At 64.1% G+C, this 21,724-nt stretch carries 21 protein-coding genes and 1 pseudogene; 13 read left to right on the forward strand and 9 right to left on the reverse strand.

The window, feature by feature from the left end; translation table 11 throughout:
* Nucleotides 1–18 precede the first annotated feature (18 nt).
* On the reverse strand, nt 19–1,038 hold the full coding sequence (locus tag P7C00_RS07685) for a DUF4917 family protein (protein WP_404939931.1): 1,020 nt from the start codon (nt 1,036–1,038) through the stop codon (nt 19–21).
* Nucleotides 1,039–1,194: 156 nt separating this feature from the next.
* On the opposite strand from P7C00_RS07685, the gene yiaY reads away from it, so the two are divergent.
* Nucleotides 1,195–2,343, forward strand: a complete 1,149-nt coding sequence (gene yiaY / locus P7C00_RS07690) for an L-threonine dehydrogenase (RefSeq protein ID WP_404938542.1) — start codon at nt 1,195–1,197, stop codon at nt 2,341–2,343.
* Nucleotides 2,344–2,394: 51 nt separating this feature from the next.
* Here the strand turns inward: yiaY and P7C00_RS07695 are convergent.
* Nucleotides 2,395–2,526: pseudogene (locus P7C00_RS07695) on the reverse strand (type II toxin-antitoxin system RelE/ParE family toxin); the annotation flags it as partial.
* A gap of 129 nt (nt 2,527–2,655) precedes the next feature.
* Between P7C00_RS07695 and P7C00_RS07700 the strand changes: the two are divergent.
* The 7 genes from P7C00_RS07700 to P7C00_RS07730 all read left to right on the forward strand — a co-directional run bounded on the left by P7C00_RS07700 (nt 2,656) and on the right by P7C00_RS07730 (nt 8,138).
* Nucleotides 2,656–3,393 carry a hypothetical protein gene (locus P7C00_RS07700; RefSeq protein ID WP_346634944.1) on the forward strand — a complete coding sequence of 246 codons (738 nt, stop codon included), beginning with the start codon at nt 2,656–2,658 and terminating at the stop codon, nt 3,391–3,393.
* A gap of 10 nt (nt 3,394–3,403) precedes the next feature.
* A complete protein-coding gene (locus P7C00_RS07705) occupies nt 3,404–4,135 on the forward strand; it encodes a hypothetical protein (RefSeq protein ID WP_346634943.1) in 732 nt (243 codons plus the stop codon).
* Nucleotides 4,136–4,138: 3 nt separating this feature from the next.
* The gene (locus tag P7C00_RS07710; RefSeq protein WP_346634942.1) at nt 4,139–4,315 is read left to right on the forward strand and encodes a VOC family protein; all 177 of its coding nucleotides are present in this window, start codon (nt 4,139–4,141) and stop codon (nt 4,313–4,315) included.
* Nucleotides 4,316–4,440: 125 nt separating this feature from the next.
* The gene (locus P7C00_RS07715; RefSeq protein WP_346634941.1) at nt 4,441–5,079 is read left to right on the forward strand and encodes a LysE family translocator; all 639 of its coding nucleotides are present in this window, start codon (nt 4,441–4,443) and stop codon (nt 5,077–5,079) included.
* Between the two features lie 104 nt (nt 5,080–5,183).
* Nucleotides 5,184–6,533 carry a diguanylate cyclase domain-containing protein gene (locus tag P7C00_RS07720; protein WP_404938544.1) on the forward strand — a complete coding sequence of 450 codons (1,350 nt, stop codon included), beginning with the start codon at nt 5,184–5,186 and terminating at the stop codon, nt 6,531–6,533.
* 157 nt (nt 6,534–6,690) lie between these two features.
* The gene (locus P7C00_RS07725) at nt 6,691–7,215 is read left to right on the forward strand and encodes a DUF4142 domain-containing protein (RefSeq protein ID WP_346634939.1); all 525 of its coding nucleotides are present in this window, start codon (nt 6,691–6,693) and stop codon (nt 7,213–7,215) included.
* 149 nt (nt 7,216–7,364) lie between these two features.
* A complete protein-coding gene (locus P7C00_RS07730; protein WP_404938546.1) occupies nt 7,365–8,138 on the forward strand; it encodes a GNAT family N-acetyltransferase in 774 nt (257 codons plus the stop codon).
* A gap of 7 nt (nt 8,139–8,145) precedes the next feature.
* On the opposite strand, the gene P7C00_RS07735 is transcribed toward P7C00_RS07730, so the two are convergent.
* From P7C00_RS07735 to P7C00_RS07755, 5 genes are all read right to left on the reverse strand, one after another.
* Entirely contained in the window at nt 8,146–8,922 is a 777-nt protein-coding gene (locus tag P7C00_RS07735; RefSeq protein ID WP_346634937.1) for an AraC family transcriptional regulator, read from the reverse strand.
* 113 nt (nt 8,923–9,035) lie between these two features.
* Nucleotides 9,036–10,304, reverse strand: a complete 1,269-nt coding sequence (locus P7C00_RS07740) for an FAD-dependent oxidoreductase (protein WP_404938548.1) — start codon at nt 10,302–10,304, stop codon at nt 9,036–9,038.
* Nucleotides 10,301–10,534 (reverse strand): (2Fe-2S)-binding protein, encoded by a 234-nt coding sequence (locus tag P7C00_RS07745; RefSeq protein ID WP_346634935.1) that lies wholly within the window; start codon nt 10,532–10,534, stop codon nt 10,301–10,303. The genes P7C00_RS07740 and P7C00_RS07745 overlap by 4 nt, the downstream gene beginning before the upstream one ends.
* On the reverse strand, nt 10,531–11,652 hold the full coding sequence (locus P7C00_RS07750) for an NAD(P)/FAD-dependent oxidoreductase (RefSeq protein ID WP_404938550.1): 1,122 nt from the start codon (nt 11,650–11,652) through the stop codon (nt 10,531–10,533). The genes P7C00_RS07745 and P7C00_RS07750 overlap by 4 nt, the downstream gene beginning before the upstream one ends.
* Nucleotides 11,649–12,581: a 4-hydroxyproline epimerase gene (locus P7C00_RS07755; protein ID WP_404938552.1), complete on the reverse strand. Its 933-nt coding sequence runs from the start codon at nt 12,579–12,581 to the stop codon at nt 11,649–11,651. The genes P7C00_RS07750 and P7C00_RS07755 overlap by 4 nt, the downstream gene beginning before the upstream one ends.
* A 264-nt stretch (nt 12,582–12,845) precedes the next feature.
* Here P7C00_RS07755 and P7C00_RS07760 point away from each other — a divergent pair, with 264 nt between their 5' ends.
* The 4 genes from P7C00_RS07760 (at nt 12,846) to P7C00_RS07775 (ending at nt 18,171) form a co-directional block, all read left to right on the forward strand.
* On the forward strand, nt 12,846–13,766 hold the full coding sequence (locus tag P7C00_RS07760; RefSeq protein ID WP_110595058.1) for a dihydrodipicolinate synthase family protein: 921 nt from the start codon (nt 12,846–12,848) through the stop codon (nt 13,764–13,766).
* Between the two features lie 142 nt (nt 13,767–13,908).
* On the forward strand, nt 13,909–15,480 hold the full coding sequence (locus P7C00_RS07765) for an APC family permease (protein ID WP_346634932.1): 1,572 nt from the start codon (nt 13,909–13,911) through the stop codon (nt 15,478–15,480).
* A gap of 50 nt (nt 15,481–15,530) precedes the next feature.
* Nucleotides 15,531–17,150 (forward strand): aldehyde dehydrogenase (NADP(+)), encoded by a 1,620-nt coding sequence (locus P7C00_RS07770; protein ID WP_404938554.1) that lies wholly within the window; start codon nt 15,531–15,533, stop codon nt 17,148–17,150.
* A gap of 10 nt (nt 17,151–17,160) precedes the next feature.
* The gene (locus P7C00_RS07775; RefSeq protein ID WP_404938556.1) at nt 17,161–18,171 is read left to right on the forward strand and encodes an Ldh family oxidoreductase; all 1,011 of its coding nucleotides are present in this window, start codon (nt 17,161–17,163) and stop codon (nt 18,169–18,171) included.
* Nucleotides 18,172–18,278: 107 nt separating this feature from the next.
* On the opposite strand, the gene P7C00_RS07780 is transcribed toward P7C00_RS07775, so the two are convergent.
* Nucleotides 18,279–20,435, reverse strand: coding sequence for a TonB-dependent receptor (locus tag P7C00_RS07780; RefSeq protein ID WP_404938559.1), 2,157 nt, complete (start codon nt 20,433–20,435; stop codon nt 18,279–18,281).
* Nucleotides 20,436–20,662: 227 nt separating this feature from the next.
* Here P7C00_RS07780 and P7C00_RS07785 point away from each other — a divergent pair, with 227 nt between their 5' ends.
* Nucleotides 20,663–21,199, forward strand: coding sequence for a GNAT family N-acetyltransferase (locus P7C00_RS07785; RefSeq protein WP_404938561.1), 537 nt, complete (start codon nt 20,663–20,665; stop codon nt 21,197–21,199).
* Nucleotides 21,200–21,276: 77 nt separating this feature from the next.
* On the opposite strand, the gene P7C00_RS07790 is transcribed toward P7C00_RS07785, so the two are convergent.
* The gene (locus tag P7C00_RS07790; RefSeq protein ID WP_110595061.1) at nt 21,277–21,651 is read right to left on the reverse strand and encodes a hypothetical protein; all 375 of its coding nucleotides are present in this window, start codon (nt 21,649–21,651) and stop codon (nt 21,277–21,279) included.
* Nucleotides 21,652–21,724 lie beyond the last annotated feature (73 nt).

Below are 21,724 nucleotides of genomic sequence, written 5' to 3' on the forward strand. Positions count from 1 at the left end.
TGAGATCTGCGGGGCTGATCAGCGTTCTACGGGGACTGACAGCGCCGGGTTGCCCAGGGCGTGGGTCTTGGAGTCGAAGAAGCGCAGGCTCAGCTCCAGGCCCTCGAACAGCTTGGCGTAGTGGCGCTTCTGGTGCTGGATGAAGGCTGCGCTGCGTGGGTAGATGGAGATGGCCAGGGTCTTGGTGGCCGACTGGCGGATCGCCTGCACCAGATGCTGGTCCTGGGGGCCGAGGTTGTGGCCGAAGATGCACAGGGCGCCGCTGTGGTCCAGCAGCTGCTGGTAGCAGAACGACAGGTAGTCCGAGCTGCGGATGGTCTTGAGCTTGTCCGCCAGGGGCCCTTCGCTGACAAACAGCGGCACGTCGTCCAGGGTCTTGAGGGTGTTGTTGATGGCGAAGCTGCCCAGCAGGGTGCCTTCGGTGGAGCTCAGCTTGCGTGCGCTGCCGTCCAGGTTGCGCACCAGGTGCAGGCCGCCGTGGAGGTAGAGCAAGCGGGTAGCGGTGCTGGAGGTGGTGCCCAGTGCGAAGGCCGGATCGGCGCCGTGGAACAGGTCGTCGATGCCTTGGCTGTCATGCTGTACCGCCCAGTAGTTGAGCAGGTCGTAGTTGCTGGTGAACACCGTGGGATAGCGTCGCAACTCCTGGTTGATCGCCGCCAGGCTTTGCGGCTGCACCAGGCGCCAGGGGATGTGCACCGCATGCACGGTGTTGATCAGGGCTTCCTTGATGGCGTAGTAGCGGTTGCGCGGCGCCGCCGAGCTGACCGCCAGGGCCTTGTTGACCCGGCTGGTGGTTTTCAGGGCGCCCAATACCTGTTCGAAGCTGCGGGTCTGCAGGGCTTCGAAGACGCTGAGCTCGGACTGGCTCAGGGGCTTTTCTTCCACTGTGCGAGCGTTTTCGAACAGCGAGTCGTAGGCAAAATCCTCCCACACGGCACGGCTGGCACCGTTGCCGATCAGCAGGCCACTGAACGGCGTGCTGGTGACCAGGGCGTTCCAGTCTTCAAGTTTGGCGTCAAATTCCTGGAAATCCGTCATCGCGGTCATTGGTCTCAAGGCAGAAGGTAATCAGGGCGCCGACTTTATCACGACCGACCCTTGAGCCAGATCAAGATCGCCCGTGACCGATGAGTCGATCCTGTCGGGCAGACATGAATCGACACCCGCATTGGGCATTCGCCTGGAGACCTCCTCATGAGCAGCACCTTCTTTATCCCAGCCGTCAACATCATGGGCATCGATTGCCTGGACGAGGCCATGAGCGCCATTCGCAATTATGGGTTTCGCAAGGCGCTGATCGTCACCGACGTCGGGCTGGCCAAGGCCGGGGTGGCGGGCATGATCGCCGAGAAGCTGGCCATGCAGGACATCGACTCGGTGATCTTCGATGGCGCCAAGCCCAATCCGAGCATCGCCAACGTCGAGCAGGGGCTGGCGCAGTTGCAGCAGTCCCAGTGCGATTTCGTGGTTTCCCTGGGGGGCGGCTCGCCCCATGACTGCGCCAAGGGCATTGCCCTGTGCGCCACCAACGGCGGGCATATTCGCGATTACGAAGGCGTCGATCAGTCGAGCAAGCCGCAACTGCCGCTGATTGCCATCAACACCACCGCCGGCACCGCCAGCGAGATGACCCGTTTCTGCATCATCACCGACGAGTCGCGCCACGTGAAAATGGCCATTGTCGACCGCAACGTTACGCCCCTGCTGTCGGTCAACGATCCGGCGCTGATGGTGGCGATGCCCAAGGGCCTGACCGCCGCCACCGGCATGGACGCCTTGACCCACGCAGTGGAGGCTTATGTGTCCACCGCCGCCAACCCGATCACCGACGCCTGTGCGTTGAAAGCCATCAGCATGATCAGCGCGAACTTGCGCCAGGCGGTGCACGACGGCAGCGATTTGCTGGCCCGGGAGAACATGGCCTATGCGCAGTTCCTCGCCGGCATGGCCTTCAACAACGCTTCCCTGGGCTTCGTGCATGCCATGGCCCACCAACTGGGCGGTTTCTATGATCTGCCCCATGGAGTGTGCAACGCGGTACTGCTGCCCCATGTGCAGAGCTTCAACGCCAGTGTCTGTGCCGAGCGCCTGACCGATGTGGCCCACGCCCTGGGCGCGGACATTCGTGGCTTCAGCCCGGAGGAGGGTGCCCAGGCTGCAATTGCGGCGATTCGTGTTTTGGCTCGGGATGTGGAAATTCCTGCCGGGCTGCGCGAGCTGGGTGCCAAGTTGCAGGACATACCGGTGCTGGCGGCCAATGCCCTGAAAGACGCCTGTGGCCTGACCAACCCGCGTCCGGCGGAGCAGCGGCAGATCGAAGAGATTTTCCGTAGCGCGTTTTGAGGAACGAGTAAGTCCGTTTCGCTGGCAAGCCAGCTCCTACAAGTGAAGCGTTCACCAACGTGCCAGGGGCTGCCGGCGGGTATGGAAAATTCGCAGAATCTGGAGCCGGTCCCCGCGCACCCGGTAGGGAATCAGGTAAGGCCAGCCGGATATCACCCACCCCCGGGTGCCGGGTAGCCGGCCTGAGGATCGGCCTGAGCAATATGGCGGCCTTATTCCCGGACCCGTGCTCCCAGCGTTGAAAGCGTCGGCGGGGCAGAGGATAGTGCGACCTGAAACCGCGCTGTATCCGCCTGTCACAAGGAGTCGTGAATGTTCCGTCGCTCTTCTCTGATCCCGCTTCTGGGCAGCCTGGCGCTGCTGGCCGGCACCACATCCGTAGCGGCTCAGTGCCTGCCGCCGCCACGCAACGCCGAGGTTCCGGGCTTTTCCTTGTGCAAGGACTGGCCGGCCTTTGACGACCAGAGCATCAGCCTGCTGTCAGAACAAGTCCCGGACCCCAGCGACACCGGCGACGGGGACGGCACTTACAATCTGCAACTGGCAGTGCTGGAGCGCAACAGCGGCAAGCCCCTGGCCAGTTACAGACAGCCTGTGGCTTTCGTCTCCGACGCCTTCCGCCTGGAAAGCGTGACGCTCGACACCGGGCGCTTCCAACTGGCGCCAGAAGTGCGGGCCTTTGGGGTTCGGGCGGCGTTCGAGGGCTCCTCCCGGGTCAACCCCTTCAATCAGATCTGGCTCAGTCTCTACGTGCGCGAAGGCAGCACCCTGCGCCCGGTGCTGGAGAAGTTCCTGGCCCGCTCCTACAACGGCGAGTGGGATGGCCAGTGCACCGGCGAGGGCACTGAAACCACTCGCACCCTGGATATCGCCAAGACCCGCAGCCATGGCTATGCCGACCTGATCGTGCGTTCGGTCAGCGTCAGTACCCGGAGCGAAAAAGTGGGGGAGGAGTGCCAGTCCAAGTCCGTGACCGCCAAGCCGGTGCTCATCACGCTGCATTACGATGGCCAGCGTTACGTCCTGCCCAATGGTTACAGCGGTATCTGAAGGAGTTTTGATGAAGTGGCTTGAACCATGGGGTCTGGGCCTGGTGCTCTGTGCCTGGTTGGGGGGTGTCACGGCGGCGCAGGCGCACTGTGACAACACGACGGATATCCCCGGAGAGCTCTATGTCTGCAAGCCCTGGCCCGCGGAGCCGGAACTGAGCATCAGTGCCCGGGCGACGCCCATGCCCGGGAGCCAGGCTGGCGACGTCAGCAGCTACAGCCTGGACGTATCGCTGCAGGACATCGACTCCGGTTGGACCCTGGCCAGCAACTACAAGGATTCCGCTCTGTTCTCCGATGCCGTGGCCCTGCAAGGGCTGCAGATCGACACCGGGCGCTACCGCTTGAACGAAGAGCAGCGGGCCTTTGGCCTGCGGGTTCTCTATCACCACAGCTCCAGTGCCATGCCCTACGAGAAAAGCGTGCTGACCCTGTATCGACGTGAAGACAAGGAGGTCCTGCCGCTGCTGGAAGGATTGGTGGTGGATGAAAGCACCGGCGAGTTTGGTTGGGGCGGCGAATGCGTGGGCCGCTCCCGGACCCTGCACCGGACCCTGGAAGTCGGCAGCGGCCAGCGCAACGGTTACGCCGATCTGATCGTGCGTACCCGTGAAGTCAGTACCGAGCATTTCAAGGGCCGCGACGGCTGTGAAAGCCGTGACCTGGCGCCCAGGAACACGCTGGCGACCCTGCACTATGACGGCCGGCGCTACGTGTTGAGCAAAGCCCTGAAAGGACAGTAATCGATGCTCACCGGCCTCAATCACCTGACCCTGGCGGTCAGCGACTTGCCCCGCAGCCTGGCCTTCTATCACTCGCAGTTGCAACTGCGTCTGGAGACTCATGTCGGTGACTTGGCTTCGCGATTACGGGCCTGTCGCGAACATCCTTACGCTGGGATGCGCTTTTACCCCGCCGACTGAGGCGCCGCTAGCGGAAGCAGCTGACGAAAGCCGCTGGTGGCAAGGTGCCTTGATCGTGCAGAATCCGGCAGATTCATTCTGTGCCTGGCGTTTCCGTGAGGTGCATCCGTTCTGGAGTCTTGTTGATGACCTCATCGCTGTTACTGGCCGTTATCGCCTCGGGTTTCATTTACGCGATCACCCCCGGACCAGGAGTCCTGGCGGTCTTCGGTATTGGCGCCTCCCGTGGTCGGCAGGCCGGCGCCGGGTTTCTCTGCGGGCACCTGCTGGGCGATGTGGTCTGGTGCAGTACGGCGCTGATCGCCATTGTCGGCGCCCGGGAAATCGGCAGCGACGCCTTCAATATCCTCGGGGTGCTCAGCGGTCTGTACCTGTTCTGGCTGGGGCTGCGGGCGATTCGCAGTCGTGGTAGCAATGGCGATGAACCTCAGGGCGCTGCGCGCAATCCGTTCTGGCACGGGATCATCTTCGGCCTGACCAATCCCAAGGCCTATCCGGTGGCGGTGGCGACGTTCACCGCGCTGCTGTCCAGCCGTGCGGAGCTGCTCAGCTGGTCCATGCTTCCCGGCCTGATTGCCCTGAGCTTCCTTGGCGGCCTCGGCGCTTACGCTATTCTGATCGGCGTGGTCGGTGCGCGTCAGGTACGCAGTTGGTATCAGCGTCACGAGCTGGCGATCACCCGGGTCTGCGGGGTGATGTTCATCGGTTTTGCGATCAATGCCCTGTTGCATGCGGTGCCGGGGTTGATCGGTAACAAGGCATAACGTACCGCGCGGGTTGCGACGGTGCGCAGTCGGTGGCGATCCCACCTGACCGGGCTCAAGGGATGGGTACTCAGTGCATTTTTCATGGGTAGTAGCTTTCTCTGATGGCAACCAACAATTCCGCGCCTCTGGCGAGCTTTATCGATCTGCTTCTGGACGCTGTGTGCGCAGTGGATATCGATGGGCGCTTCGTGTTTGTCAGTGCCGCCTGCGAGCGGGTCTTCGGCTACACCGCCGATGAACTGATCGGCCGGCCGATGATCGAGCTGGTGCACCCGGCCGATCGTGAGCGCACCTTGCAGGCCGCCCGGGAAATCATGGGGGGCGTGCCCAAACCGAATTTCGAGAACCGTTACCTGCGCAAGGACGGGCGGGTGGCACACATCCTCTGGTCGGCGCGCTGGTCGGAAGTGGACCAGTTGCGCATCGCCGTGGCTCGGGACATTACCGAGCGTAAACAGGCCGAATCGAAACAGGCGGCGTTGTATGCCATTTCCGAAGCGGCCCATGCCACCGAGGACCTGCTGGTGCTGTTCAAGCATGTGCATCGGATCATCGGCGAGTGGCTGCCGGCGCTCAATTTCGTTCTGGCGCTGTACGACGAGCGCAGCGATAGCCTGAACTTTCCCTACCACGTCGATGACTGCGAAAGCAGCCCGGAGCAGCCCGGGACCTTGATCGGGCGTTTCTGCACGCAAGTGCTGCGGCACGGCCAGTCCTTGCTGCTGGCACCGGAGTGTCCGTTGAGCCGGGATTTGTGGAACGAGTTCGCCGTCGCTCAAGGTCCTCGCTGCTGGCTGGGCGTACCACTGAATTCGCAGAAGGGCACCATCGGTGTGCTCATGGTCAAAAGTGCACCCGGCGCACAAGGCTACGGTGATGCAGAGCTGGAATTGCTGCAGTACGTCAGTGCCCAGCTCGCCGCTGCCATCGAACGCGCGCAATTGCATGCGCGCCTGCATTACATGGCCGAGTACGATCAACTGACCCATCTGCCTAACCGCGAGCTGCTGCGCGAGCGCTTGCGTTCAGCCCTGGCTCGGGCCCGGCGCGAGTCGGGACGCATGGCCTTGCTGTATGTCGACCTGGACAAGTTCAAGGAGGTCAACGACACCTGCGGGCATGCTGTGGGCGACATGCTGCTGCAAGCAGTGGCCAATCGCCTCAAGGGCTGCGTGCGGGAAACCGACACCGTGGCGCGCATGGGCGGCGATGAGTTCGTGGTGCTGCTCGAGAGCGTGCAGCACAGTGACGATGCCGAGCATGTAGCCGAGAAGATTCGCCGCGCGCTAAACGAGCCCCTGCGCCTGGATGGCCATTCCCTGCGTATCCTGCCGAGTATCGGCATTGGCCTGTACCCCGAACATGGCCTGGAAGAAAAGCAGCTGTTCAAGCACGCCGATGAGGCGATGTACGCGGTCAAGCGCGAGCGCAAAAGCCGCTCCAGCGCCTGAAGTCATGGCCAGGGGCAGGGCTCTGGTCCAGGCCTGAAAGAGTCGCCGTTCGTCGTACCGGCGGCGATTGTTGTAAACCTTTGTGGCTCCGGGTTTTCCCAATGCAGGCGGGTGCTGTGGCTCCCGCCGTATTGATTTGCAAGAGGAGACTCCCCGCATGAACCCCATGGCCACAATCCTCGGTCGTGCCGGCCTGGCCTTGTTGCTCGGCCTTGGCGCCAGCAACGCCCTGGCCCAGTCCCCCGCGGCCTTTATCGACGACGCTTCGGCCAAGGGCATGGCCGATATCGAAGCCAGTCGCCTGGCGCATCAGCAAACCTCGTCCCGGGCGGTCAAGGAATACACCATTCAGGTGATCAACGATCGCACCACCGCCAATCAGCACCTGGCAAAAATCGCCAGGCAACTGGACCTGCCGGTGGCCCCCCGAGAGCAGGTAGTGGACCAGGCCAAGCGCCTGATGCCACAGGTGCCCGAGGGTGCGGATTTCGACCGCGCCTATGCCGCGAGCCAGATCAAGGCCACTGAAGCGGCGATCCGGCAGATCCAGCAACAGGCGCAAACCAGTGAAGTGCCGGAGCTCAAGGCCTTCGCCGAGGAAACCTTGCCCAAGCTGGAGAACCACCTGCAAATGGCCAAGGCCATCCAGGCCGGACGCCCCGGCGATCGCCTGGATGGTTGAGTGGTGATCAACCAACGCTGTCTGCTTACACCTCAGAACATTCCTTCGCACAATAAAACAGGATTGTGCTGGAGCCGCCGGGCCTGTGGGCTTAACGTGGCTCGGATCAGGCGACGCATGGCGCGCCGCGAGGCTCAAGGAGGTAGCAGATGGCGCAGGTACCCAGCGCGTCGATCATCGATCTGTATCATCAGGCGGAAGACTATTTCTTCGTTTCCATCTCCCAGTTCTATCGGCGCTTCGGCTCCGATCTCAGTGCCTATTGCACTGGGGTCGAAGCCAGCAGCCTGAATCTGTTGATGATGACGGACCAGGCTGGCGACAACAGCGAGCAACTGGCCGAGGGCGTGGCGTTCCTGCAGCGCACCGGCATGCCGTTCTGTGTGGTGATCCCTCAGGCGCAGGTGTCGCGGGTCAGTCTGCAGTTGCAACAGCAGAACCTGATGCCCGCGGACAAGACCACTTGCATGGTGCTGGATCTGGCGACCTATGAAGCGCAGGAGGTACTGGTGCCACTGGCGGATGTGCGTTGCACCGATGAGCATCTGGACGATTGGGGGCTACCGGTGGAGAGTGCGTTCGAGCCCGATGGTGGGGGCATCGAGCAGTACCTGGAACGGCATCGGGCGGCGTTGCAGGCCGGCAGGGCGCTGCGCCATTTCACTCTGTATGTCGACCAGCGTCCGGTGAGCGCCCTGACGCTGTCCCTGGGGCCGGGGGTGGCGCGGCTGGATGATATCGGCACTTTGCAGGAGTGCCAGGGGCGGGGCTATGCCACGGCGCTGATTCACTCGGTGCTGCGCCTGATCCAGGCCCAGGGCGCGAAAATCTGTGTGCTCGAAGCCTCCCTCGACGGCCTGTCGATCTACCGCAAGGTCGGCTTCACGGGCTTGTTCGACTACTGCACCTTCTGCCAGGAGTAAGTCCTGGCTAAGTCGTGGCGTTGAGCCGGAACTGCCGTGGACTGAGTCCGGTCAGGGACTTGAATTGCCGGCTGAAGGCGCTGTGGTCGGTGTAGCCGCATTGCAATGCCACCTCGGTGATGGGCTCCTGGGTCAGCAGCAGCCGTGAGGCGTGTTCCAGGCGTGCCTTGTGGATCATCTGCCGGGGCGTGAGGTGGAAGATGCGCTTGCAGTAGCGCTCCAGCTGCGCCGTGGACAGGTTGGCGATGCGGGTCAGGTCCTGCAGGCGGATGGCTTCGCTGTAGTGCTCGCGGATATGCCGGTCCACGGCCGCCAAACGCTCGTAGGCCGGATGGGTGTCACGGGCTGCCTGCAGGTCCAGGGAGATGCCGGCCATGCCGATGATCTGTCCGTCACGTCCATACAGCGGCAGTTTGTGGGTCAGGCACCAGCCGGGTTCACGGCTGCCGTACAGGTGCAATTCCAGTTGGCCCTTGATGGTGATGCCCTGGCGCAGCACGCGCTGGTCCTGCTCGGTGTAGACCGGGCCGAGCACCGCCGGAAAGACTTCTGCGGAGGTCTTGCCGAGCAATGGCCGGATGTTCTTGAAGCCGCAGCGCTGGGCCAGGGTCAGGTTGGCGATCAGGTACCGGGCCTGCAGGTCCTTGATGAAGAACACCGCGCTGGGAATGCAGTCCAGCAGGGGCGTGATCGGAGCCATGCTGGCCAGCAGGCTGTTGATGTCCCCGAGGGATTGGGCGGCGATGGCCCTGGGCAAGTGGTGGAGCTGTGCGCTATCGATCATCGTCGGCCTCTCTCTAGGGGGCTTGGGGGATGGATCTGTGTCGATAAAGCCAGGGGGTACAAAAGGGCTGTGCAAGCTGGCCGGGTATTCCCGGCCAGGGTGGGTTCAGGGGCTCAGTCTGCGGCGTCGTGGCAGGTCTCGTCGAGCATCAGGGTGGCGACCCGGGCCGGGACCAGCGGCGTTCGCGGGGCCACTATGGGCCAGTTGAACAGGCGCTGGGCAGCGTTGGCGCAGACCCGGCCCTGGCAGGCCCCCATGCCGCATCGGCTGTGCAACTTGGCGCTGGGCCAATCGGCTGCCGCCGCCACCGCAGCGTAGGGCACATCTTCGCAACGGCACAGCAGCGTCTCGGGGCGGGCCAGTTCGAGGATCTGCGGTTGCAGCTCGAAGTGACGCTGCAACTGCCTGGCAAAGGCCTGCCAGTGTTGGCGCTGGCGGATCAAGCTGGCCGCTCGGACGCTCTGGCCGCTGGCGACGCAGCCGGCAATCTCGCCTTCGATCAGGGCCAGTTCGCTGCCACCGATGCCGGTGCATTCACCGGCGGCAAGGACCTGGGGCAGGCTGCTGCGCTGCTGGTGGTCGACCACGATGGCGCCGTGTTCCAGGTGACAGCCCAGATGGCTGGCCAGACGGGTATTGGGCACCAGGCCGAAGCCGCAGGCCAGGTAGTCGCAGGGGATTTCTTCGCTGCGTCGACCCTGGCGGATGCGCACCCCTTGCAGGTGCCGGTCCCCCAGGGCCTCCACCACATGGGCGTTGCAACGGTAGGCCGGGGTGGCCAGCTTCAGGGCCTGGGCCAGCTTGCTTGGCCAGCGCCACAGCTGGCCGGCGAAACCCAGCACGGAGGCTGCGGGGGCCTGTTCCAGCACCCGCACCACGCGGGCGCCGGCCTGGCGCGCGGTGGCGGCGCTGGCCAGCAGCAAGGGGCCGCTGCCGGCGATCACCAGGGTTTTTCCATTCACTTGCAGGCCATTCTTCAGCAGCGCCTGCAGGCCTCCGGCGCCGGTGACCCCGGGCAGGGTCCAGCCGGGAAAGGGCAGCAGCAATTCCTGGGCGCCGCAGCACAGGATCAGGTGTTCAAAGTCCACCTGCCAGGCCTGCTGTGCATCCTCCAGCAACAGGCGTTGCGGGCCCAGGGCGGCGATGATGCGGGTGGCGCTGAGGTAGCGCAGCGCCGGGTGCTGCAGGACCTTGAAACGCTCGGCCTGGAGGGCTGTGGGCGGGTGCCCGGGGCCATTGCGCCAGATCTGTCCGCCGGGCCGCGGGTTGTCATCGATCATCAGGATCGAGGTCGCGCTGTGGCTGGCGGCCTGGGCGGCGGCGAGCCCCGCCGGGCCGCTGCCGACTATGACTATCTGGCAGTGCAGGCGTTGGGCGCTCATTGGCTGCGCTCCACTTGCATGCCATCCCGGCACAGGGTCTGGCAGGCCAGTTGACGGCGACCGTCGATGGTCATTCGACATTCCTGGCACATGCCCATGCCACAGAACGGCGCTCGTGGAGCACCGCTGCAGGCGGTGCGGGTATAGGGCATGCCGCTGTTGGCCACGGCGGCGGCCACCGTGAGGCCGGAGCGGATCTCCAGCGCTTGCTGATCCAGGTAGATGATCACGGGCGTTCTCCTGTCAGGGTGGCGAAGCGTCCGGGCCGATAGGGGCGGGGGTCGATCGCCGGGCATTCGCAGAGCATCAGGTCCACCAGCAGCCGCGCGCTGCCGGGGGCGGTTGTCACGCCCAGGCCTTCATGGCCGACGGCCAGCCACAGGCCCGGCTGTTGCGGGTGTTCACCCAGGATCGGCAGGCCGTCCGGAGTGGCGGCGCGAAAGCCGGTCCAGGCGCGGATACCGTTGAGCGTTGCCAGCTCCGGCAGGTATTCCACTGCCCGTTGCAGCATGGGCGCCAGTACGGCCGGTTCGACTTGAGGATCGAGGGTGTCGAACTGCCGGGACGAGCCGATCAGCAACTGGCCGGTTGGACGCGGCTGGACGTTGAAGGCCACCGAGGTGCCGTCACTGGCGTGGGCACTGGCGGCGTAGCCCAGTTCTACCAGTTGATGCTGGACCTGTTGCGGGTAGCGGTCGGTGATCAGCAGGTGGCCCTTCTTTGGCCGCAGGGGCAGGGCCGGCAGCAGTTCCCGGGCGGCGAGACCGTTGGCCAGCAGCACCCGGGGCGCGCGCAGGACCCGGCCGTCGTCCAGCTCCAGCTGATCGCCGGCAACCCGGCGCACGTGGCCGTACTGGCGCTGGATCAGTGGATGGCTGCTGAGCATCCAGTGGGCGGTGGCCGGGGCATAGAGAATGCCGTCCCCGGGGATCTTCAGGGCGCCTCCCAGGCCCTGGCGCAGCATCGGCTCCAGCGCCGCCAGTTGCCGGCCGTCGAGCAGTTGGCCGGTGACGCCGTGGTCTGCCAGGGTCTGCTGCTTGGCGCGCGCCAGGTCCATTTCCTCGCGGTCGGCGGCCAGCCACAGGGTGCCGCAGTTGCGATAGGCACAGGCCTCGGGCAGACGTTCCCGCAGTTGCCGCCACAGGTCGATGGAGTAATGACTCAGGGCCAGCTCCGCCGGGTTGTCGTCCATGGCCACCAGATGCCCCATGCCGGCCCCGGTGGCGCCGCCACGGGCGTCGTCCAGCACCTGCACCCGCAGGCCGCGGCCGGCCAGTTCATGGGCGCAGGCGGCACCGATGATGCCGGCGCCGACCACGATCACGTCGGCCTCGCCCTGGGAATTCACGAGCCGATGCCCCAGGCGAACGGGTCGCTGTCATCGAGCAGCAGGGTCGCTTCGGCGCTGATGTGGGCGCTACCACGCAGGGTGGGAATGATCCGCTCGCCGGCCTGCTCGTAGTGGGCGCTGAACTGGCTGCCGATGACGCTGGCCTGGCGCCAGGTCTGGCCCGGAGCGAGCTTGCCGTCCGCGGCCAGACAGGCCAGCTTGGCGCTGGTGCCGGTGCCGCAGGGGGAGCGGTCGTAGGCCTTGCCGGGACAGAGCACGAAGTTGCGGCTGTCGGCCTGTGGGTCGTCGGCGAACAGTTCGATGTGGTCGATGACCTCGCCCTCGGCCCCGGTCACCCCGGCGGCTTCCAGGGCCTCGCGCACGCGCCAGGTGTATTGGGTCAGGGCTTCGACATTGTCCAGGGCAATGTCCTGGCCGCGTTCGCTGATCAGGAAGAACCAGTTGCCGCCCCAGGCGATGTCGCCATGCACCGTGCCGTGCCCCGGCACTTGCAGCGCCACCTGGGTGCGGTAGCGATAGGCGGGGACATTGCGCACGCTCACTGACAGGTCGTCATGCAAGGTGGCCTCCACCGTGCCCACCGGGGTTTCGATGCGGTGCACGCCGTAGTCGATGCGGCCCAGGTGGTACAGCGAGCGCACCAGGCCGATGGTGCCGTGGCCGCACATGCCCAGGTAGCCGCTGTTGTTGAAAAAGATCACGCCGGCACAGGCATCCCCGGCCTGCGGTTCGCAGAGCAGGGCCCCCACCAGCACGTCGCTGCCCCGGGGTTCGAGGACGCAGGCGCGGCGCCAGTGATCGTGCTGACTGCGCAGGGTCTGGAGGCGCTCGGCCATGGAGCCACGGCCCAGCTCGGGAAAGCCGTCGATCACCAGGCGAGTGGGTTCACCCCCGGTGTGTGAGTCGATCACGGTTATTTTTTTCATGGCGGCACCTGACGGGAAAGAGCTACAGAGTGGCCTTGGCGGGGGCGGCGTTGCTTGTGGGTTTTCGCTGTTGCAGATGACGAAATCGGCACAGTCACGCCATGGCTCCTGTGGCGCTGGAGCCACAGTGGGGCGAGGGGCGAGTGTGCCGATTTCGTCTCTTGCAGGGACGAAAAGCCTCAAGCTGCGAGGGGGATAAAAGGCGACTCTGGTCTGGGTTTTCAACGTCAGTCGGCCCCGCCGACCTCACACAAGGACAAGACCATGAGCCGTAAAGCCATCCAATGGAGCGGTGTGTTCCCCGCTGTGACCACTCAATTCAAAGCCGATTTCTCCCTCGACCTGCAGGCCACCCACAAGGTCATGCGCAACCTGGTGGACGATGGCGTATCCGGCCTGGTGGTGTGCGGCACCGTGGGGGAGAACACCTCCTTGAGCACCGCGGAAAAACTGTCAGTGATCGAAGTCGCCAAGGACGCCGCCGGCGGCCGGGTGCCGGTGATCGCCGGGGTGGCCGAATTCACCACCGAGTTCGCCCGCCATACGGTGCGCGAAGCGGCCAGGGTCGGAGTCGACGGGGTGATGGTGATGCCGGCCCTGGTGTACTCGGCCAAGCCCCATGAAACCGCGGCGCATTTTCGTGCGGTGGCCACCGGTACCGACCTGCCGGTGATGGTCTACAACAACCCGCCGATCTACAAGAATGACGTCACCCCCGAAGTGCTGATCGCCCTGCAGGACTGCGAGAACATCGTCTGCTTCAAGGATTCTTCCGGCGATACCCGGCGTTTCATCGATCTGCGCAACGCGGTCGGCGATCGCTTCGTGCTGTTCGCCGGCCTTGATGATGTGGTGGTCGAGAGCGTGGCGGTGGGGGCCGAGGGCTGGGTCTCGGGCATGTCCGTGGCCTTCCCCAAGGAAGGCGAGACCCTGTTCCGCCTGGCCAAGGAAAAGCGTTTCGAGGAGGCCCTGGCCCTGTACCGCTGGTTCATGCCGCTGCTGCACCTGGACGCTCGTCCGGACCTGGTGCAGTGCATCAAGCTCTGCGAAGAACTGGTGGGCCGTGGCTCGTCCATCACCCGGCCGCCGCGTCTGGCACTGCAGGGTGAAACCCTGGCCGAAGTCAAAGCCATAGTCGCCAAGGCCCTGGCCACGCGCCCGAGCCTGCCGGACGTCGGCCTGTAGAAACTGGCCTGTAGGAGTGGGTCGGGCGCCCTGGGTGGGGGCGCCCGCTTTTGGAACATCACACGTGCTGCAAGCGTCGAGCGGTTCCGCCGACGTGACATTCGACCTGCCTATTCCAATAACCTCAAAAAGGCGCAGCCCCATGTCAGGCAAAGGTAAATTCAAGAAACAACTCTCTCTGGTGGACCTGACCTTTATCGGTCTGGGTGCGATCTTCGGTTCCGGCTGGCTGTTCGCTGCCAGCCACGTTTCGGCGATTGCCGGGCCGGCGGGGATCTTTTCCTGGCTGCTGGGCGGGTTCGCCGTGCTGCTGTTGGGCATCGTCTATTGCGAGCTGGGAGCCGCCCTGCCGCGGGCCGGTGGCGTGGTGCGTTACCCGGTGTTCTCCCATGGCCCGCTGCTGGGCTACTTGATGGGGTTCATCACCCTGATCGCCTTTTCCAGCCTGGTGGCGATTGAAGTGGTGGCGGCCCGGCAATACGCCGCGGCCTGGTTCCCGGCATTGACCCACGAAGGCTCCAGCAACCCGACCATCATCGGCTGGCTGGTGCAGTTTGCCCTGTTGTGCCTGTTCTTCTGGCTCAACTACTACAGCGTCAAGACCTTCGCCAAATCCAACAATTTCATCAGCCTGTTCAAGTTCATCGTGCCGCTGCTGGTGATCGCGGTGCTGTTCACCTTCTTCAAGCCCGACAACTTCCACGTCCAGGGTTTTGCCCCGTTCGGCCTGTCGGGAATCGAGATGGCGGTCTCGGCGGGGGGCATCATCTTCGCCTACCTGGGGCTGACGCCGATCATCTCCGTGGCCAGTGAAGTGCGTAATCCCCAGCGCACCATTCCCATCGCGCTGATTCTCTCGGTGCTGCTTTCGACCTTGATCTACGGCCTGTTGCAACTGGCCTTTCTGGGGAGCATTCCCACGGAAATGCTGGCCAACGGCTGGAGCGGCATCAGCAAGGAATTCTCCCTGCCGTACCGCGACATTGCCCTGACCCTCGGGGTCGGCTGGCTGGCCTATCTGGTGGTGGCCGATGCGGTGATCTCCCCCAGCGGCTGCGGCAACATCTACATGAACGCCACGCCACGGGTGGTGTACGGCTGGGCGCGGACCGGGACCTTTTTCAAGATCTTCACCCGCATCGATGAACAGTCCGGCATCCCGCGTCCGGCGTTATGGCTGACCTTCGGCCTATCGGTGTTCTGGACCCTGCCGTTCCCCTCGTGGGAGGCACTGATCAACGTGGTTTCGGCGGCCCTGGTGCTCAGTTATGCGGTGGCCCCCATCAGCGTCGCGGCGTTGCGCAAGAGTGCACCGCAGATGCCGCGGCCGTTCCGGGTCAGGGCGTTTGCCTTGCTCGGCCCGGTGTCCTTCGTGATCGCGGCGTTGATTGTCTACTGGTCCGGCTGGGGCACGGTGTCCTGGCTGCTGGGGCTGCAGATCCTGATGTTTGTGATCTACCTGCTGTGCAAGCGCCTGGTACCCACCGATCACCTGAGCCTGGGGGAACAGGTCCGCTCGTCCCTGTGGCTGATCGCCTTCTACGCGTTGACCATCCTCATTTCCTACCTGGGCAGCTTCGGCGGTATCGGCGCCCTGAGTCACCCCTACGACACCCTCACCGTCACTCTCATGGCCCTGTGCATCTATTACTGGGGGGCCAATACCGGGGTGCCCAGCGCCAAGCTGGTGCTCGATGGCGATGAGGTGGAATGACCACGATCACGATCACGATCACGATCACTTTCACGCAGACGAGGTAATCCATGACTGTTACGGGACAGATGCTGATAGGTCACACCGCCGTGCTTGGCGGCAATGGCTCGGTTCATGGGCTGGCCGCCGCCAGTGGCGAGGTGTTGCAACCGGCTTTCGGTGGCGCCTCGGCAGCTGAGCTCGAGCGCGCCTGTGCCTTGGCCAAGGCGGCCTTCGATCCTTATCGCCAGCTGCCGCTTGCACAGCGGGCGGCATTTCTGGAGAGCATTGCCAGCCATATTCTGGCGTTGGGCGAGGAGCTGATTGAGCGCTGTCAGTTGGAAACCGGCTTGTCCCGGGCCCGCCTGGAAGGTGAGCGGGGGCGCACCGTCGGCCAGTTGCGCCTGTTTGCCCAGGTGGTCCGTGACGGCGGTTTTCTCGGGGTCAGGATCGACCCGGCGCAACCTGAGCGTCAGCCTCTGCCCCGGGTCGAGCTGCGCCTGCGGCATATCGGCCTGGGCCCGGTGGCGGTGTTTGGCGCGTCGAACTTTCCCCTGGCGTTTTCCGTGGCCGGCGGTGACACCGCCTCGGCCCTGGCGGCGGGTTGCCCGGTGATCGTCAAGGCCCACTCGGCGCACCCCGGTACATCAGAGCTGGTGGGGCAGGCCATTGTCCGGGCCGCGCAGAGCCTGGGGTTGCCCGAGGGGGTGTTTTCGCTGCTGTTCGACAGTGGCCGGGCCATCGGCCAGGGGCTGGTGGCGGACCCGCGGATCAAGGCGGTGGGGTTCACCGGCTCGCGCACGGGCGGGATCGCGCTGATGCAGATCGCCGCCTTGCGCCCTGAGCCGATTCCCGTGTACGCCGAGATGAGCTCCATCAACCCGGTGCTGTTGTTGCCCCAAGCCCTGGAGGCACGGGCGGAGCAGATTGCCCTGGCGTTCGTTGCCTCGCTGACCCAGGGCGCCGGGCAGTTCTGTACCAACCCGGGCTTGATCCTGGCCCTGGAAGGCTCGGCATTGCAGCGCTTTGAACACGCTGCCGCAGCAGCCCTAGATACACAGGCGGCGCAGACCATGCTCACTCCAGGCATTCACCGCAGTTACTGCCAGGGCGTTGCCGCCCTGGCGGCCCATCCCCAGGTGCAGGTCTTGGCCCAGGGCCTGGCGGGGCAGGGCAGCCAGGCCCAAAGCGCGTTGTTTGCCACCTCGGCCGAGGCCTTCATGGGCTGCGCAGCATTGCGCGAGGAGGTCTTTGGCCCGGCTTCGTTGATCGTTCGTTGCCCGGACTTTGCTGCCTTGCAACAGGTGCTGCAAAGCCTGGAGGGCCAGTTGACCATTGCGCTGCACCTGAGCGATGGCGACCACCCCCAGGTCCGGACGTTGCTGCCGCTATTGGAGCGCAAGGCCGGACGCCTGTTGGTCAACGGCTTCGGCACCGGGGTCGAAGTGGGCCACGCCATGGTTCATGGCGGTCCGTTCCCGGCCACCTCCGACAGTCGCAGCACCTCGGTGGGCAGCCTGGCGATCCAGCGTTTTCTGCGTCCAGTGTCTTACCAGGATCTGCCGGAGTTGTTGCTGCCTGTCGAACTGTCCAGCGGCAATCGGTTGCAGGTGCCGCAACTGATCGATGGCCAGGGGCCGATCAGCCCCACAACAAACTCTCCCACAGGAGCTTTCACTCACCGCTCATAGAGGTTCCACCATGTCTGAATACATCACCCTGTCACTGGACGAAGTCCGCAGCCTGTCTTTCCAGGTGCTCAGCCGACATGGCCTGTCCGACGCTCACAGTCGGGCGATCGCCGAGGTCATCACCCAGGGCCAGCGTGACGAATGCCATTCCCACGGGGTGTATCGCCTGCTGGGCTGCGTGCGCTCGGTGCGCGAAGGCAAGATCGACCCCCGGGCCGAGCCCAGCTTGCGGCATGTCTCGCCCGGGGTGCTGGAAGTGGATGCCCATTACGGCTATTCCTTGCTGGGTTTCCACACTGGCTTGCCGGTCCTGGCGGAAAAGGCCCGCAGCCAGGGGATCGCCGCCATGGTGATCAAGCGCTGTTTCCACTTCTCCGCCCTGTGGCCCGAGGTCGAGGCGATTGCCGCCACCGGGCTGGTGGGCCTGGCGATGAACCCCAGTCACAGCTGGGTGGCTCCGGCCGGTGGCCGGCACCCGGTATTCGGCACCAACCCCCTGGCCTTTGCCTGGCCGCGACCGGGGGGCGATCCTTTTGTTTTCGACTTCGCCACCAGCGCCATCGCCCGCGGCGACATCGAGTTGCATGCACGCCAGGGCAAGCCGATTCCCGGGCACTGGGCCATCGATGCCGACGGCGAGCCCACCACGGATGCCAAGGCTGCATTGCGCGGTGCCATGCAGACCTTTGGCGGACACAAGGGCTCGGCCCTGGCAGCGATGATCGAATTGTTGGCCGGGGCCCTGATTGGCGACCTCACCAGTGTGGAATCCATGGCCTTCGATGAGGGCGTCGGGGCTACGCCTTGTCATGGTGAGCTGGTGCTGGCGTTCGAACCCCAGGTGTTTCTGGGGCAGGGGTATCAAGCGGGACTGGAGCGGGCGGAGGGCTTGTTCGCAGGGATTGCCCGGGATGGTGCGCGGTTGCCGTCCCAGCGCAGGTTCGAGGCGCGGGCGCGCAGCCTGGAGCACGGGGTGCAGATTCCTCGGGAGTTGCTGGAGGAGATCCGGCGTTTGCTTTAGGGGGTGTTTGCCGGCGGGCAGGGACTGGGTTCATGTGACGCCTTCGCCGGCAAGCCGGCTCCTACAACCTCCGTAGGAGCCGGCTTGCCGGCGAAGAGGGCAAGCCCTTAGAAACGCAGGTTGGCCGCCAGCTCGGCAGAACGGCCCGGAGCGACGATGGCGAACATGCCGACGTGGGAGGCGTCGTAGTAGGTCTCGTCGGTGAGGTTGAGGACGTTGAACTGCAGGTCCAGGTTCTTGTTCACCCGATAGGCCAGCATGGCGTCGTAGCGCCAGTAGGCATCGAGGCTGCGGGTGTTTTCGTCGTTGGTGTAGCGCTCGCCCACATAGTTGGCGCCGGCACCGATTTTCAGGCGGTCGGTGAGCATGTAGGTGCTCCAGACCGAGGCGCTATTGGGGGCGATGAACTTCATCTGGTTGCCGTTGAAGTTGGATTTTTCACCCGAGGCGTACTTGACGGTCTTGGCATCCAGGTAGGTGTAGCCCGCCACCACTTCCCAGAGGTCGGTCAGGTGACCGGTGGCGCTCACTTCAAACCCTTTCACTTCGACATCGCCATCCAGGGTTACTTCGTTGCTGATCGGGTCGTAGGTCCGGGCGTTGGTCTTCTCGGTCTTGAACACGGCTGCGGTCAGGGCCAGGCGCTCGTTGAGCAGGTCCCATTTGGTGCCCAGTTCGAGGCTGCGGCTCTTTTCCGGGTCCAGGTTGCTGAGCCGGCCGCCCGCTGCGCCATCGGCGCCGCCCGACTGCCCGGCGGTTTCGCCCGAAGGGTTGAACGAGGTGCCGTAGGACAGGTAGATGCTGCCGTAGGGCAGGGGCTTGAAGACGATGCCACTTTGGTAGGTCCACATATTGCTGCGGTTGCTTTGGCTGGGGTCCCTGACGTGATAGGCGTCATAGCGCACACCCAGGTTCAGGTCCCATTGTTCGTGCAGGGCCAGGGTGTCCATCACGTAGACGGCACGGTTGTTGTGTTTGGTGGCGGTGTGCTGGCCGTTGCCCCGTGGTATCGGGGTGAACGGGTCCTTGGGGTTGGGCTGGTTCAGGTCGCCGAGATCGGCACTGCGGGAGTTGCCGTAGCGATTCTTGACGTCGATCCGTTCCCGGGAAAACTCCAGGCCGGCGCTGTAGCTGTGGCCGATGGTTCCTGTGTCGAACTTGCCGAAGATATCGGTCTGGTTGATCAGCGAGGCGTTGGTCACGTTGCGCCCGCGAGCGGTACGTTGCACGGTGTTCGCCCGCTCCTGCGCCGCCGAGGCGATCGGCCGGCTCATGATGTAGTCCTGCATGCTGCGGCCCTGGCGGGTGGTGTTGCGCAGGGTCAGGTGCTCATTGAAATCATGTTCCAGCTGCAAGGTCGCGAGGTCTGCCGAGGTCTTGCGGAAGTCGCGCTTGGTGAGGCCGTAGAAGTTGTCCCGATCGACCTTGACCGGCTTGCCGCTGATTTCCGACACCGGAATGCCCTGGTCGGGCATGTCGTCGGTCTGCATGTGGTAGTAGCTCAAGGTGCCGCGGGTCGCGGTGCCCAGGCCGAAGGAGAAGCTCGGTGCCAGGCCCCAGCGGCTGACTTCGACGTTGTCTCGCCCCGGGGTGTCGGCTTCGTGCTTCATGGCGTTCAGACGCAGGGCCATGTTCTGTTCGGGCAGGTACTGGTTGAGGTCGAGGGTGCTGCGGCGCTGATGATCGGTGCCCAGGGTCAGGCTGCCGGTGGCGAAGTTTTCCTGTTGCGGCACCTTGCTGATCAGGTTGATGGTGCCACCGGTGGAACCGCGTCCCGAGTAGGCCGAACCCGGGCCTTTGACGATCTCGATCTGCTCGTAGTTGAAGACTTCATGGTTCATCCGGCCGACATCGCGGATGCCGTCGATCATGATGTCGGTGCTGGCCTCGAAGCCGCGGATGAAGGGGCGATCCCCCAGCGGCGTTCCGCCTTCCCCGGCGCCGAAGGTGATGCCCGGGGTGGTGCGCAAGGCGTCGGTCAGGGTCGACACCGCACGTTCCTGCATCAGGGTGTCGGTGATGATGGTCACCGACTTCGGCGTTTCCCGCAGTGGCGCGGTGAACTTCACCGAGTCCGAGGCATCGCGCTTGTAGCCAGGCTGATGCACCCCCTGTACATGGGTCGGGGCCAGGGTGACAGGAGTCGCCTCGGTGGGACGCTTGGTGTCTTCAGGAGTGGCTCCCAGGCTGGCTTCGCTGAGGGCCATCAGACCGAGAGAGGTGGACCACAACTTCCAGGGTTGTGGGCGGGCGGGACTGGACATTGAGATAGAGCCTCCGTTTTATTTGGAAGCGATTCTCATTAGATAATTATTATCATTCAATCAGATAGTTCTGAACAATGGTGTCGAAAAGTGTATGCGTGGCTGTATACGAGGTGAGGGGGCTTGATCGGGTCTGCTGTGCGGAGCGACGTGTTTCTTGCGGCGGGCTGTTTTATTTTTCCGCCCACCGCTGTTTCATGGTCGACCATCAACCCAGGAGATCACGGATGAATCTGCACTTCGACACCCCCAACCTGATATTGCGTCCACGCACGCTCGAACACTTCGAGGCCTGCTTGCGCATGGACCTGGACCCTGAAGTCACGCGCTTCACTCCGGGGATCTGGGACGGTGGGCAATGGCATCGGGATTTCCTGCAGTTGCGCATGACCCAGAACTTTGGTGAGCGATGCGGTTATTGGGCGATCTTCGCCAAGGAGGCCCCGAACGATTTTCTGGGCTGGGTCTCGTTCATTCCGTTCGACGCCGTGGGCCCCGAGCTGGAGATGGGCTGGCGTCTGGTGCGGCGTGCCTGGGGCCGGGGGGTTGCCTCTGAGGCCGCCAGGCGCATTGTCGAGCACGCCTTTGCCGACCCGGAGGTCGAGCGGATTGTCGCTGATGCTCACATCGACAATGGCGCCTCGTTGGCGGTGGCTCGTAAGATAGGTTTTCGTTTCACTCACGACGGCGAATTTGAAGGGCTGCCAAGCCGTTTTTTCGAAATGACCCGTGAGGATTTTCTTCAGCTGTCTGCCACCGGTTGAAGGGCTGCTAGCGATGGGGAGACGGGGCGCCGTCCTGTGGCACCCCGCAATGAAGGCCGTTGCCGGTCAGTTGCCGGTCAAAGGTGACGGCTGACCCACCACAGCACCAGGAAGGCGATGACTGCGGCCAGGGCTGACAGCTGGAACAGATTGATCAGCCATTTCAGGCCCAGGGGGAAGTTCTTGTAGTCCCGTACATCCATGCCGCCATTGCGCAGAAAGAGGTGGGGCATGGCGAACATCCCGCCAATGCACACCAGCATGCACAGACGGCTGAGGGGGTCCTTGCCCAGCAGCGGCATGCGAATGGCGATGACCCGGCAGCGGGCCAGGTACTTGACCATGTCATCGATCTTGAAATAACCCAGGTAAACCTGGATCACCAGGGACACCAGTCCGGACATGACCACCAGAATCCAACCCGCGGTATAAATATCTTTGGCGTTGCACATATCTATTCAGTGACCTCCTCAAGCTTCACGACCAGGCGTTCAGCGTCGCACTCCTCCAGTGAGCCCTGGCACG

Origin of the sequence: Pseudomonas sp. JDS08PS003 (assembly GCF_045013505.1) — a bacterium.
GTDB lineage: Bacteria > Pseudomonadota > Gammaproteobacteria > Pseudomonadales > Pseudomonadaceae > Aquipseudomonas > Aquipseudomonas protegens_B.